Here is a 14,084-nt window from a genome sequence, read left to right on the forward strand (position 1 = left end):
TGCTCAATATGGAAATCGGAATCAAGGGCGAGCGCCGCTTTACGGTGACCGAAGCGCAGCTCGCGTCAAATGTTGGCAGCGGCCTTGTCGCGGTGTTCGCCACCCCCATGATGATCGCCGCGATCGAAGGTACGGCGGCGGGCAGCGTTGCGCCTGAACTGGCCGAAGGCAAGACCACGGTCGGCACGCAGATCAACGTCAGCCATGTGGCCGCCACGCCGGAGGGCATGGAAGTGCGTATCGAGACCGAGCTGGCCGAGATCAGCCCGAACGGTAAAATGTTCACCTTTAAGGTCGCGGCTTATGATGAAGCCGGCCTGATCGGCGAGGGCACGCACCAGCGCGCCGTGGTGGACAAGGCGCGGTTCGAGCAAAAGGCGATTGCGAAAAAAGGGGAGTGAGCGCGCCGCTCATTTCCCGGGCAAGGGCGTTGCGTTGATGCAGCGCCCTTTTTCGATAAGGAGGCGGGGAAATGGCTTATTTTGCATACGGTGAAAAAGAAACGGACTATTTGCGGCGGGCCGATCCGGCGCTCGGCGCGGCGATCGACCGGCTGGGACATATTAACCGGGAGGTCGTCGACGATCTGTTTCAGGCGCTCGTCAATTCGATCGCCGGGCAGCAGATTTCGGGCAAGGCGCTTGTGACGATATGGGCCCGCATTTGCGCCGCGTTTGAACCGTTCACGCCGGAGACCGTGCTGCGGGGCGGGGAACAACGGCTGCGCGCCTGTGGCCTGTCGGGCCGCAAGGCGGGTTATATCCTGTCGGCCGCCACGGCGGCGCAAGAGGGCGTGCTGGACCCACAAGCGATCGCCGCCATGGAGGACGAAGCGATCATCGAGCGCCTGACCGTGCTGCCCGGCGTAGGCAGGTGGACGGCGGAAATGCTGCTCATCTTCTCGCTCCGGCGGCCGGATGTGATGGCCTTTGACGATCTGGGCATCCGCCGCGGCCTGTGCCGCCTGTGCGGCGCTGCCGAGATGACGCGCGAATTGTTTGCGCAATACCGCGCGCGGTTTTCGCCGTACGGCACGGTCGCCAGCCTGTACCTCTGGGCGCTGGCCGCGGAAAAATAAAAATGAGAAGTGCTGCCCGGATTGATTCCGGGCAGCACTTTTTAGGGGAGGGGGCATATTATTTTTGATCCTCTAGAAAGCGGATCAACTGCTCCTGCGACATCGGGCGGGCATAATAAAAACCTTGAATGAAATGCACGCCCGACGCGGAGATGATCGACTGTTCCTCCATCGTTTCCACGCCCTCGGCGACGATGGCGAGAGAATTGATCTCCGCCATCTCGACAATGGAGCGCAGAAGCGCGTGCTGCTTTGGGTTTGTGAGAATCTGCTGGGTGAGCGACCGGTCAATCTTGATGACGTCCACCGGCAGGTTGGAAAGGTAGTTCAGGCTGCTGTAGCCCACGCCGAAATCGTCCAGCGCGATATGGACGCCGGTATCCCGCAGCCGGTCCAGCGTCGCGCAGGCGCGCTCAATGGACTGGATCAGCACGCTTTCCGTGATCTCCAAGGTAATCAGCTTGGGATCAACGCCGGAGGTGTGGATCAGCCTTAGTATATGGTCCGCGCTGTTTCTCACCAACAGCTGCTGCACGGATAGGTTAATGCCCGTGCGTAGCAGGCCCAGCGCCTTGCCCTGCATATGCATAAAACGGCACGCATGGGTGAGCACATAGTCGCCAAGCTGTTCCACCATGCCGCTGCGCTCGGCCAGCGAAATGACCAGTCCGGCGGGGAAATACCCGCCCTTGCCGTTTGGCAGGCGCGTGAGCGCCTCCACGGCGGTGTAGCGCCGGTTTTCCAAATTCATGATCGGCTGGCACCAGATCTCCAGCGTTTTTTCTTCGATGCTGGCCTTGAGCAAACGCAGGATTTCAGCCTCGGTTCGGATCATAGCGTCCAGCTCGTCATGATAGATCATGATATGCTGGTTTGATTCCTTGGAAAAGCGCAGCGCGGCTTGGATGCGGTCCAGCAGCACTTCCGGGGTATCCCCGTGCGTGGGATAGCGGCATACCGCGATGCGTACCTGAAGCGCAAACGAGGCGTTGCCGGCTAAGACCGGCTTGGTAAGCAGCTGCTGCAAACGGGATGCAAAGACTTGCTCGCTCTCGTTGGAACGGGAAATGCCTAAAAAGACGTCGCCGTTGATACGATACAGGTATGTGCCAAAGGGACGCGACAGGCGGCGCAGAACCTCGCGCAAGATCTGGTCGCCGATATCGGCGCTGAATAACTCGTTATACTGGCTAAACGCGCAAATATCAACACAAAACAGACTGAACTGGCGCTTCTTATCGTAGGAAATGAGCATGTTGGCGTCCCGCAGATATTTGGGGCGGTTGCCCACATTGAATACCGGGTCAAAGTAGGCGAGCTGCTCGACCTGCTTGCGGTATTGGTTAAAGGTCTTACTCAGCTCCATCATTTCCAGATCGGTGTATTCCTCGAAAACCACGTTGCTTTGTCCCTCGATCAGCTGCCGGCACTTTTGTGTGAGCATGCGCGCAGGGGACTCCTTGGAACGGTAGGCATAATACGAGCGGATCAGCGTGGCGATGATATCCGCCGCCTGTCCGTTTGGCGGACAGGGCGCGTATTGATAGCGCGCGGTCAAAAAGCTCTTCTCGCCGTTCAGACGGATCTTAAGCAACAATTCAAGCGAAAGCCCTCTGGCGAAATCCTTCCGTTGGCTCTCGTTCATATCCTCGCGCACCGCGATCGCGAAATTACCGGCTTGCAGCCGCCCCGCGAGAAAAGGGCTTTCAATGTATTCGGTCAAACGCCGCGGAATGCTTTGCAGGAAAGCGGCCTCCGCTTCCGGGCCGATCAGTTGGGCCACCTCGTTGTAGCCCTCAAACACGAAATAAAAAAGGACGATCGGCCCGCGCTGCTCGGCAAGGCACCGGTCAAGCGCCGTTGTAAAACCGGCCTGATTATAAAGGCCGGTCTGCCGGTCGGTCAAAGAAGCGTTTTTAAGTTTTTTTGCCTGCGTGCGCAAACGGGATAGGGTATAGCACAGGCCCAACAAAAGCAAAGCGGCCAGCGCGCAGACCAGGATGATCGTCATGCTGTTCTCGCGGCTGATCCAACCGTCCATGGGCTGGATGCTCAGATTCCACTGCGTCGGCAGGTTAAAAGATGTCTTGGCCGCGTGAGAGAAATCGACGCCGCTCCCGGAGGTTGAGACGACCTCCTTGTCGCCGCTTTGCGGATTGACGCGCCAAAGCTCGTAATCGTACCCCTGCTCGGTCAGATAGCGCAGACCCATCTGTTCCAGTACATAATCGCGGTCAAGGGCGACGCCGACCTCGCCCAGATAAGCGTTATCCGATACAAAGGGCTGTAGGAAAAGAAAGACTTCTTGCTTCGCATCACCGCTCCCGATGGTGATAGGGCCCTCTACAACCAATTCTTTGACCACCTTGGCCAGCGTGTAAGTATAGGAAAAATCCTTTAAATCATGCCCTACCTGATCGCCGTACTGTTCCGCGGGAAGCGCGCTGACCATCGTATCGCCGTCGATCAGGCATACATAGCGGATCTCCTCCTGCGAGAGAAGGGAGCAAGCCGCCTTCTCGAACCACGCGGTATCCTGATCACCGATGATGCGCGCCGTTTGCGCCAGTGTGTCCGCTTGGTTCAGCGCGCCGCGCATTTGCAGCATGATATTTTCACTGTAATAAAGCAGGATGTTGTCCGCTTCCTGCTGGCGGATCTCCATAAAGCTGCGGCGCATCGTAAGGCCGAATCCGGCTGCCATTGCGATGATCAACAGTGCCGCGAGTAGGAGAGGCAACCGCCGTTCATTCCATTTCTTCATACGCCTCCGCCGTCCTAACGAATTTTATAATAGCCTTTTCCGTTTTCCTTGACGAAATACAGCGCTTCATCCGCCTGCGCGATCACCTGCTCCAACTCCGCGTCCGGGCGGCAAACAGCTACGCCCACGCTGCACTGCACCGGAATGCGCTGGCCAGCCGAACCGATCTCGGAATGCAGGCGGAGCACCAGCTCGTCCAGTACGCTGCGCAGCTCGGCTTCGTCGTCCAGATCGGTCAGCAGCAACACGAATTCGTCGCCGCCGTACCGGCCCACCACGCCGTCGTATTTCTTTTCATATTCGCGCAGAATGTAGCCCACGCTTTTCAGCGCGACGTCGCCGCCGCTGTGGCCATAGGTATCGTTGATGTATTTTAGGTTATCCATATCCACAAAGCAAAGGGCGCTTACTCGGTCGGGATCAGCCTTCTTGAGCTGCGCGGAAGCCTGATTAAAGAAGACCGAGCGGGTGACGACGCCGGTCAGACTGTCCGAAAGGCCGGTGCTCGTCAGGCGGATGATCTCGTTGAAATCCATGTCATCGGGGCGCTCGTTTTGATAAATCTTTTTTTCCAGCTCTTCAACGGAATGCACCAGCACGTCCACGACCTTCATTTGTCCCGCGATATAGTGCCGCAGCAGGAGCATGAGGCCGATGCACAGGATAACGGTCAGACCGCTCACCAGCAGCAGGCTGGGTAAAATGTCCGCGAACACCGTTGCAAGCTTGACCGTGCACAGCACGTCCCAGCCGGTGTTTTCCACGCGCTGATACACGGTATAAGCCGGGCTGCCATCCGTTAAGCTCCAAAAATCGCCGGATATGGCGGCCAGAAGCTGTTCTTGCAGCTTATCCGAAGTCGTGCCGAACAGATGCGTATCGCGCAGCTCATTCATGATGGGGTCGCCGTAGGGCATGTCCGTGGTGGTGGACATGATCTGGCCCTTGGAACCGATCAGTGTGGCGTCCGATCCGTTGATGCCGGCGGATTGCTCCAAAATATCGACGACTTCGTCGAAATAGATGGAGCAGAACAAGCAGCCCGTGATGTTGCCCTGCGGGGTGCGCAGCGGCACGGCAACGGTGTAGTTGAGCGTTACCCCGTCCGCTCCGGCGGCAAAGCTGTCCGTCACCTGATTTTCACCGGTGGAGAAAAGCTGCTGCATATAGTCGCGGCTGGCAAGGCTGGCCGGCTCGGACCCGTCGGAATAAACGGTGATGTCCGAATCGACATAGCAGATCATCAGATAGCCGAAGTACGGGCTCATCTGGTCCAGTTTTTTGACCTTATCGATCGCCGGGACCGCGGGGTCGTAAAATTCCGGCAGGCTGGCGAGCGATTCGAGCAGCGTAATGGATTCCTTCACACGCTGCGAGGTCTGCGCGTGCACGCTGGCAAGCGAAGCCTGCGCGTCCTTTTTCATTTGGCCGGCCGACAGCACCGCGCCGCCCGCCAATATAACGGCCAGCGTGAGCAGGCAAAAAATCGCGCTGTAACGCAGCAGCGGGGAGAAGGAGATCGCCCAGCTGTTGTTTTTATTTTTTGGGGTTTTCTTATTCATATTTCGCTCTTTCCTTTGTCTGTATGGGCAAACGAAGACGGGCGAACGCCCGAACGACTTGGTATCTATGACAAATTAAGTATATCAGCAACAACGCTGTAAAGCAATAAAAAGGAGAGGAAAAACCCGCGTTTTTCCTCTCCTAAAGTATTATTTTGTACGAATAATGAATTGGTTTTTGGCGTTTGGCGCGACCGATTGGCGCTGGATCAATTCGGTGCCGACGGTCGACTTGATAATGTCGCCCGCGCCCTCCTCGATCATTTGGATCAGGCGCTCGGTCGCCAGCCGCGCCATGCCTACGAAATTGGCCCGCACGGTGGTCAAGTAGGGGGTCAAAATGGTGCAGACCTTGGAATCGTCGAACCCGATGATGGAGATATCGTCCGGCACGCGTAGGCCCGCCCGCTGGAACGCTTGAATGGCCGAGACCGCGATGATATCGTTATCCGCGATAAAGGCGGTGGGGATGGTTTCCGAGGTTTTCAGGAAGTATTCGACCTCCTTCTGGATCACCTCGGACTCCTGACTGACCTCGATCACATACTGCGGCTCCAGCGTCAGGCCCAACTCGTTCATGGAGGAGCACACGCAGTTTTTGCGGTCGCGCAGGCAGCCGAACTCGATCGAGCTTTTCAGATAGCCGATCTTGGGGTGGCCGTTGTCCAGCAGACATTTCACCGCCTGATGGACGCCGTAGCTGTTATCGATGTTGATTGTGCTGAGCGGATACTCGGGGAAAAAGCCGTCCAGCACGACGAGCGGCACGGACAGCGAGAAAAAAGCGTCCCGCGGCGGCTGGTAATACTCCGTGCCCAGCAAAATGACGCCGCTGTACGTTTCCGGCGCGGCGGCGAGCAAAATATCGTCCAGCGTGCGCGGCGTGGCGTTGGCCACGGAAAAGGTAAAGCGCTTTTCCAGACAGACCGACTCGATCCCCGCGAGGATGGAGGACATCGTATCATCCCCGCGCGCGGCAAGGTAGTCCGTGCTTTTATAATATACAAACAGGATACGGCCCTGACTCGCCTTGCTGTCCTTGATGCTGTAGCCGTTTTCAATGAGCGTGTCGCGGATCTTTTGCCGCAGTTCGCTGCGTACGCCGGGCTTGTTGTTCAGCACCACGGATACGGTGGACGGCGCCACGCCCAAGGATTCTGCAATTTGCCGGATGGTCACAAAATCTCCTCCTACCTGATACAGATCAGCCTGAATCGGTTAATCTTACCAATCTATTATAGTATAAAATTTTCTTCCGCGCAACGGCAAGCCGGGGACAATGGGCTATCGGCTTGGCAACGGTTGTTTGTTGTTTTCAGTATATCCTGTTTCTGCCTGTTTGTCAAAACAAAATTAATTTGTTTTTATAATGTTTTGTATATTGTTCCGATTATGAAGTGATTTTCTTGTTAAATACGACAAAGTTGTTTTGTTGACATCGATTTTTTTTTGATTTATAATGCATATATCAAAAACAAATCAAAACATAAAACAAAATTAAAGCCGAACAAGTTTGCGTTTGTTCGCGGATCGAAAGGGAAGGTGCAGAACATGAAGTTACAGGGAAAAATCGCAATGGTGACCGGCGCGGCGCAGGGAATCGGGAAAGGCGTGGCCTTGGAGTACGCGAAAAACGGCTGTGATCTGGCGATCCTCGACATCAACGGAGAACGGCTGGCCGAAACGGCGGAAGCGATCCGCGCGCTCGGCAGGGACTGCCTGACAGCCATAGGCGATGTATCGAACAGCGAGACCGTTCAGGGTTTCGTATCCTCCGCCGTCGACCATTTCGGCCGGATCGATATTCTGACGCACGCGGCCGGTATCCTACGTTCGTGCGCGATCGTCGATCAGGAGGAAAAGGATTGGGACGCGGTGATCGCGGTCAATTTGCGCAGCACCTTCTTGTTCAGCAAATATGTGGGCAGGCAGATGAAGGCGCAGCGCGCGGGCGCAATGGTGCTGATCGACTCGTGCGCCTCCAAAACAGCCGAAGCGTTCAACGCCGTCTACTGCGCATCCAAGGCGGGCGTGCGGCTGTTGGCGCAGTCGCTGGCGCTGGAGCTTGCCGAATACGGCGTGCGCGTCAACTCCATCGCGCCCGGCACCATCAACACCGATATGATCCAGCGCTGCCTGACCGACCGCGCGCCGCTGTACGGCCTGACCTTTGAAGAATACTTAAAGGAATTCAACGAAGCCACGCCGCTGAAGCGTATGGGCGAGCCCGAGGAGATCGGCAAGCTGTGCGTATTCCTCGCCAGCGAGGATTCCGCGTTCATCACCGGCTCCTCCTTCAATATTTCGGGCGGGCGCGAGTGCCACTGACACACGGTAAACCGGTTATGAAGGGAGTAAGGACCGTATGGCATATCAAATCGGCATCGTCGAATGGGCTTTTCCGTTTCCCGGCCCGCATGGGCTGAAAATCGCCGAAGAGCTTGGCCTCGATGGCATGGAGCTGGATTTCGGCGATTATGAGACCGGCTTTCCGCTGTCCAACCCGCGCATCCAGCAGGCCTATCTGGAATGCGGCGAAAAGTATCACATCGCCTTTCCCTCGATGGCGCTCAACGCGCTCAACGCGCACGGCATGTCGCACGACCGCGACAGCTTCGAGGGCCTGATTGCGATCGAGACCATCCGCGCCGGCCTGAAAGCCGCGCACGATATGGGCATTCCGGTGGTGCAGCTGCCCAGCTTCGACAGCGGCGATATCCGCACCGAGCGGGATTTTTACAACACCTGCGAAAAAATGCGTCTGGCCTGCGATCTGGCCGAAAGTCTGGATCTGACGATCGCGGCGGAAAACGTACTGAGCGTGGAGCACACCAAAAAGCTGTTGCGGGAAGTAAACAGCCCGCGCCTGAAGATCATGTACGACACGCAAAACTACTATCTGGACCGCGGCTATTCGCAGATGGATATCCTGTGCGGCCTGCAAAAGCACATCGTACAGATCCATATCAAGGACGGCTATAACGGCACTATTTCGTCCGCCCTGCTGGGCCGGGGCGACGTGGGCTTTGCCGAGACCGCGGCGGCCATCAAGCGAGCGGGCTGCACCGAGTGGCTGCTGCTGGAAAACTATTATAACAAAAAGCCGCTCAGCCTGCTGGACAGCGACCCGTTTACGCTGTTATCCAGAGATATCAAGACCGTTCGCGCCCTGTTCTCCTGACCGGAGAAAAAACGGGCGGCAAAGGGAGGGGAGGAGTCTCCGCATGAATCAACCGCTTTTGGAAATGACTGCGATCAATAAGCACTATCCCGGCGTACACGCGCTCAAGGACGTGGATTTTGCATTGGAACCCGGCGAGGTCTGCGCCATACTCGGTGAAAACGGCGCGGGCAAGTCGACGCTGATGAACGTGCTCGGCGGCGTTGTGCCGCATGATACGGGCGCGATCACGCTGAACGGCAAAACGGTCGCCATACGCGGCACCAAGGACGCCGAAAGGCTGGGCATCGCCTTTATCCATCAGGAGCTTTCCCTGTTCCCGAAGATGGATATCGCCTCCAACATTTTCATTCAGGACATTCCCGCGCGCGGCGGTTTTCTGCGCACACGCAAGCTGAAAAGCGATACCGAAGCCATACTCAAGCGTGTGCGGCTGGACCACTGCCGCCCGGAGCAGCTGGTGGGCGACCTGAAGATCGGCGAGCAGCAGCTTGTCGAGATCGGGCGAACGCTGACGCGCGGCATCAAAATTTTGATTTTGGACGAACCAACCTCGTCCCTGACCTCGTCCGAGGTGGATATTTTATTTCAGATCGTGCGCGAGCTCAAGGAGCAGGGCACGGCGGTCGTATTCATCACGCACCATATGGATGAGATCTATGAAATCTGCGACACGCTGATGATCATGCGGGACGGCGAGCGCATTCTCAAATGCGGCGTGCACGAGATATCCCGCACCGAGGTCGTCGGCAAAATGCTCGGCCATACGGCCGAAGAGCAGTACAGCCACCCGGCCCGCAGGTATGGGAAAGAGGTGCTGTCCGTCAAAGGGCTGACGCGGCGCGGCAAGCTGCGCGATATCAACTTTACCGTGCGGCAAGGGGAGATGGTGGGCCTGTACGGTCTGCTCGGCTCGGGCCGCACCGAGGTGCTGCGCAGCATTTTCGGTCTGGACAAATACGACGCGGGCGAGATCGCAATTAACGGCGACGCGGCGGCCGTTCGCGACCCGCGCGAAGCCATCCGCCGGGGCGTTGCCATGGTAACCGAGGACCGGCATCTGGAAGGTCTGGTTTTAGACGAATCGGTCAAATTCAATATGACGCTGGCCAATTTAAAGGCGATCAAGGGCGCGGTCTTTGTCGATCCGAAAAAAGAGCTTTCGATCAGCCAAAAGGGCGTAACGGATCTGGGGGTCAAAACGCCGTCGGTCGCGCGGGCGGTCAAGTATCTGTCCGGCGGCAATCAGCAAAAGGTGGTGCTCGCCAAATGGCTGGCGACCGCGCCAAAGCTGCTGCTGCTCGACGAGCCGACGCGCGGCATCGATATCGGCGCCAAGCAGGAGATCTACGCGATCGTCGAGCGGCTGCTCGCGCAGGGCGTGGCGGTCGTCATGGTGTCCTCCGAGGTGCCCGAGGTGCTCGGCACCTGCGACCGGGTGATCGTGCTGAAAAACGGCGAGCAGGTGTGCGAGCTGCAAAACGACAGTTCTTTGCAGCCAGCAGCGCTTCTCGAAGCGGCCATGGGAGGGGAATGATATGAGTAAACGCGCGAAAACGCCGGGCGGCACGCAGAGCCGGCCGGTGCAGATCGGCCTGAAATACGGCATTTATTTGTTATTTCTGTTCGTTATTTTGCTGCTGGCGATCACCTGTCCCAGCTTCCGCACCATGGCGAACGCATCTAACGTCTTTTTGCAGGTCACGACCTATGCGGTGCTCGGCATCGGCATGACGTTCGTCATCATGACGGGCGGCATCGACGTATCGATCGGCGGCATCATGGTGTGCTGCGGCAGCGTGTATTCCATTCTGGCGCAAAGCGGCGTGTCCGAGCCGCTGGCGATCGGGGCCATGTTCGTGATCGCGCTGCTGGTCGGCACGGTAAACGGCGTATCGGTCGCTTATCTGGGCATGCCCGCGTTTTTGGCCACGCTGGCCACGCAGTGCATGTGCCGGGGCATGTCGCTCGTGCTAACGGGCGGCGTATCCTTCCGCAAGCTTGGCGCGAGCTTTACCTTTTTCGGCAAAACCAAGCTGCTCGGCGTACCGATCCAGATCTGGGTCATCGTCGTTCTGTTCTTGCTTGGCTACCTGCTGCTGCACAAGACCGTGTACGGCAGGGAGCTGACCGCTGTTGGCGGCAACCTGAACGCGGCGCGCGTGTCCGGCATCAACGATAAGCTGATCACCTGCAGCGCCTATATTCTCATGGGCCTGATCAGCGGCATCGCGGGCTATCTGAACATGGCGCGTCTGGGCAGCTATTACGCCGCCATGGGCGACGGTATTGAATTCATGGTCATCGCGGCGGTCGTGATCGGCGGCACCAGCATGGTCGGCGGCTCGGGCAGCATGATTGGCACGCTGGTCGGCACGCTGCTGATCGGCGTGATCAACAACGCGCTGAATCTATTCTCTGTCGCGGCGGAGTGGCAGAACGTGGCCAAGGGCTTCATCATCTTTTTGGCCGTGCTGTTCGATGCGGTCAAGAACCGCATGAAGCAGGCCGATTAATCCCTTATGTATGCGGGCATAGGGCCCGATACACATAAAACAGGAGGAGGAAAAATAAATGAAAAAGAGCATTCTTCGGCGAGGCAGTCTGTTCCTGACGGCGACGATGCTGCTGGGCGTGCTGGCGGGCTGCGGTTCCACCCCCGCGCCGGCCGACGGCGGGGACGCGGCAAACGCCCCGGCGGGCGATACCGGCGGCGAAAAGAAATCCATGGCGATCATGATGCACTCGGTAGCGGATGAATTTATCTACTCGGTCGGCAAGAAGGCGCAGGAATACGCCGAATCCGAAGGGTACGAGGTAAGCTTTTACAACGCGGATAACGAAGCGGACACACAGGCCTCGCAGATCAACGATGTGATCGCGGCGGGCGTGGACTGCATCGTGCTCGCCCCGGTCGACGCGGACGCAATGGCCGATTCCGTCACCGCGATCAACGAGGCGAACATCCCGGTCACGCTGATCGATCGAACGGTCACCGAGGGCAAGTTTGTTTCCGTCAACCAAGCGGATAACGTGCAGTGCGGCTATCAGGGCGCTACCGCGCTGGTCAATCAGGCCAAGGAGCAGGGGATCGACATCAAGGATTTGAAGGTGCTTGAGCTGATGGGCGATCAGGCCAGCACCTCGGGTTTGGAGCGTTCGCAGGGCTTCCAGCAGGCGGCGAAGGAACTGGGCTTTACCATCGTTTCCTCCCTGCCCACCTACTGGCAGTCGGATACGGCGTATAACGATACGCTCGACGCGTTTCAGGCCGACCCGAATATCAACGCGATCTACTGCGCGTCGGACGGCGTTATGGCGGATTCCGTCATCAACGCGCTCGATCAGATGCAGCTGCTGAAAAAGAAGGGCGAGGATGGACACATCATCATCACCACCGTGGACGGCACGCCCGGCGTGATCGACTACATCAAGGACGGCTATATCGACGCGGCTTGCGCGCAGCCCGCGTTCCAGATGGCGACCGACGCGGTCGATTATCTGGGCAAGGCGCTCGACGGCACGGAGAAGATGGACGGCTGCTTTAACAACGCGCTCGCGCCGGTGATTATCACCACCGAGAACGCGGACAGCTCCGAGCTTTGGGGCAATAACGTTTAAAAGCCGGATGGAGAAAGCGAGGCGCATGCATTTTGGCAAATATGTTGGCGGCAGTGTTCAAGGGAAACGGCGTGCTGGAGCTCGAACAGGTACCGGTACCGCAGGTGCGGGAAAAACGCGACGTACTGCTCAAAATACGCGCCGCTAGCATTTGCGGCAGCGATTTGCACGGACTGAGCGTGCCGCCGGGGCAGCATATCGATCCCGGCGTGATCATGGGGCACGAGTTTTGCGGCACCGTGGAAGCGGTGGGCGAGGGCGTTACCGAGTACCGCCCCGGCGACGAGGTCGCTGTCAATCCCTGCCTGCCGTGCGGCGCGTGCTGGGAATGCAAGAACGGTTTCAGCAATCTTTGCGTGCGCCCGCATCATTACGGACAGACCTGCGACGGCGGCTTTGCCCAATACGCGGTGGTGGACGCGGGCCAGCTTTACCGACTGCCGGAGGGCGCGGACCCGGCCGAAGCCGCCCAGACCGAACCGCTCGCCTGTGTGATGAGCGGCATGAAAACAATAAAACCCCTGCCGACCGAGCGCGTGCTGCTGTACGGCGCCGGGCCAATCGGACTGACCTTTATCAAAGTGCTGAGGATATTCGGGGTGCGGCAGCTCGCCGTCGTGGCGAAGGGAGAAAAACGCATCGAACAGGCCCTTCGCTGCGGCGCGGATGTCGTGATCGATTCGCAGCGCGAACAGGTGCGGGACGCGCTAATGCGCCACTGGGACACGCTGGCCGACGTTGTGATCGACGCGGTGGGCACGGGCGCGATCCTGACCGAGGCCGTGCGGCTGCTGAACAGCCGGGGGCGTCTGCTGCTCTTCGGCCTTAACCACAACGCAATAGGCGAAGTGCCGCCCGCCGTTTTTACGCAAAAAGAACTGCAAATGATGGGCGTTTTAAGCAAATCCTTTCCGGAGGCGCTCGCCCTGTTGGGCGACGAGCGGCTGCGGCTGACCGATCTGATCTCGCACCGGTTGCCCTTGGCGGAGATCGAACGCGCCTTCTCGCTTTTGCGGGCAAAGGAGGCCTCGCGGGTCATTCTGTACCCGAACGGCGGCCTTCCCACATAACCAATCGACCTCTTCTTCTCTTCCTCTTTCCCTCTGAAAGCAGAGGGGCGATAAAAAGACGCGCTGTAATACACAGCGCGTCTTTTTTGCTTGCGGCGTTTCCCGTTTTTGCAGATATGAAAATAGTTTTAAAAATGTTTTTTAAGAGAACGGATTAAAATCAGGCGCGGCCCCCTGGCTTTTTAGGCGCGTTTTTGATATAATATAGAAAGACAAGATTGGAACGGAGAAATTAGGAATGCCTACTTATGTTGATCTATTTGCAGGGGCCGGAGGATTTAGCGAAGGTTTTTTGCAAGCCGAAGAGAACCAAAAGTATTTTGACTTTCTTTTGGCCAGTGATATCAATCCGACCTGCGAAGTGACGCATAGGATGCGATACAACCATCAACTGGGTCTAAAGACAGAGTTTTTAACAAAGGATATCACCTCGCCCGATTTTATAGAAGAACTATGTGGAAAAGTCTATCATAGCTTCGGGAAGATTGATGTGGACGTACTGACGGGGGGCCCCCGTGCCAGTCCTTCAGCCTAGCCGGGGAACGCAGGAAGAACGATAAAAAGGACGACCTCTTCTCGTATTATTTAAAAGTGATCGCCGCGCTCCATCCCAAGTATTTTGTGATGGAGAACGTTTCCGGCATCCTCACAAAAGACAAGGGCAAGGTAAGGGAGCGTATTTTAAGAGAGATCAGAAATATTATGGACTATCGGGCGCTGGCGTTGCTGATCGAAGCGTGCCAAGCGTTACCCGCCAAAAAATCATCCGGCATGGGGGCGCGGCAAACCGAATTTGATTACGCGGTGC

General features: G+C 57.5%; 11 protein-coding genes and 1 pseudogene. 9 read left to right on the plus strand and 3 right to left on the minus strand.

From position 1 onward, the window contains the following. The first annotated feature begins 8 nt into the window (after positions 1-8). On the plus strand, positions 9-401 hold the full coding sequence (locus tag RWV98_RS19265) for a thioesterase family protein (RefSeq protein ID WP_317862914.1): 393 nt from the start codon (positions 9-11) through the stop codon (positions 399-401). A gap of 71 nt (positions 402-472) precedes the next feature. Further along, on the plus strand, positions 473-1,078 hold the full coding sequence (locus RWV98_RS19270) for a DNA-3-methyladenine glycosylase family protein (protein ID WP_317862916.1): 606 nt from the start codon (positions 473-475) through the stop codon (positions 1,076-1,078). Positions 1,079-1,136: 58 nt separating this feature from the next. Here RWV98_RS19270 and RWV98_RS19275 read toward each other — a convergent pair whose 3' ends face one another. The 3 genes from RWV98_RS19275 to RWV98_RS19285 all read right to left on the minus strand — a co-directional run bounded on the left by RWV98_RS19275 (position 1,137) and on the right by RWV98_RS19285 (position 6,583). Beyond that, a complete protein-coding gene (locus RWV98_RS19275; protein WP_317862918.1) occupies positions 1,137-3,842 on the minus strand; it encodes an EAL domain-containing protein in 2,706 nt (901 codons plus the stop codon). 14 nt (positions 3,843-3,856) lie between these two features. Continuing rightward, positions 3,857-5,404, minus strand: coding sequence for a sensor domain-containing diguanylate cyclase (locus RWV98_RS19280; RefSeq protein ID WP_317862920.1), 1,548 nt, complete (start codon positions 5,402-5,404; stop codon positions 3,857-3,859). Positions 5,405-5,554: 150 nt separating this feature from the next. Then, complete coding sequence (locus tag RWV98_RS19285; protein ID WP_280962241.1) at positions 5,555-6,583, minus strand: LacI family DNA-binding transcriptional regulator; 1,029 nt, start codon at positions 6,581-6,583, stop codon at positions 5,555-5,557. Between the two features lie 372 nt (positions 6,584-6,955). Between RWV98_RS19285 and RWV98_RS19290 the strand changes: the two genes are divergently transcribed. The 7 genes and pseudogenes from RWV98_RS19290 to RWV98_RS19320 form a co-directional block, all read left to right on the plus strand. Further along, positions 6,956-7,732, plus strand: a complete 777-nt coding sequence (locus tag RWV98_RS19290; RefSeq protein WP_280962242.1) for an SDR family NAD(P)-dependent oxidoreductase — start codon at positions 6,956-6,958, stop codon at positions 7,730-7,732. Between the two features lie 37 nt (positions 7,733-7,769). Next, complete coding sequence (locus tag RWV98_RS19295) at positions 7,770-8,585, plus strand: sugar phosphate isomerase/epimerase family protein (protein WP_280962243.1); 816 nt, start codon at positions 7,770-7,772, stop codon at positions 8,583-8,585. A 43-nt stretch (positions 8,586-8,628) separates the two neighbouring features. Further along, a complete protein-coding gene (locus RWV98_RS19300) occupies positions 8,629-10,122 on the plus strand; it encodes a sugar ABC transporter ATP-binding protein (protein ID WP_317862921.1) in 1,494 nt (497 codons plus the stop codon). A 1-nt stretch (position 10,123) separates the two neighbouring features. Further along, entirely contained in the window at positions 10,124-11,101 is a 978-nt protein-coding gene (locus RWV98_RS19305) for an ABC transporter permease (protein ID WP_280962245.1), read from the plus strand. Positions 11,102-11,159: 58 nt separating this feature from the next. Further along, positions 11,160-12,206: a sugar ABC transporter substrate-binding protein gene (locus RWV98_RS19310; protein WP_317862923.1), complete on the plus strand. Its 1,047-nt coding sequence runs from the start codon at positions 11,160-11,162 to the stop codon at positions 12,204-12,206. A gap of 41 nt (positions 12,207-12,247) precedes the next feature. After that, positions 12,248-13,276 (plus strand): zinc-dependent alcohol dehydrogenase, encoded by a 1,029-nt coding sequence (locus tag RWV98_RS19315; RefSeq protein ID WP_317865800.1) that lies wholly within the window; start codon positions 12,248-12,250, stop codon positions 13,274-13,276. A gap of 238 nt (positions 13,277-13,514) precedes the next feature. Further along, positions 13,515-13,948, plus strand: a pseudogene (locus RWV98_RS19320) (DNA cytosine methyltransferase); the annotation flags it as partial. Positions 13,949-14,084 lie beyond the last annotated feature (136 nt).

Origin of the sequence: Agathobaculum sp. NTUH-O15-33 (assembly GCF_033193315.1) — a bacterium.
Lineage (GTDB): Bacteria > Bacillota > Clostridia > Oscillospirales > Butyricicoccaceae > Agathobaculum > Agathobaculum faecihominis_A.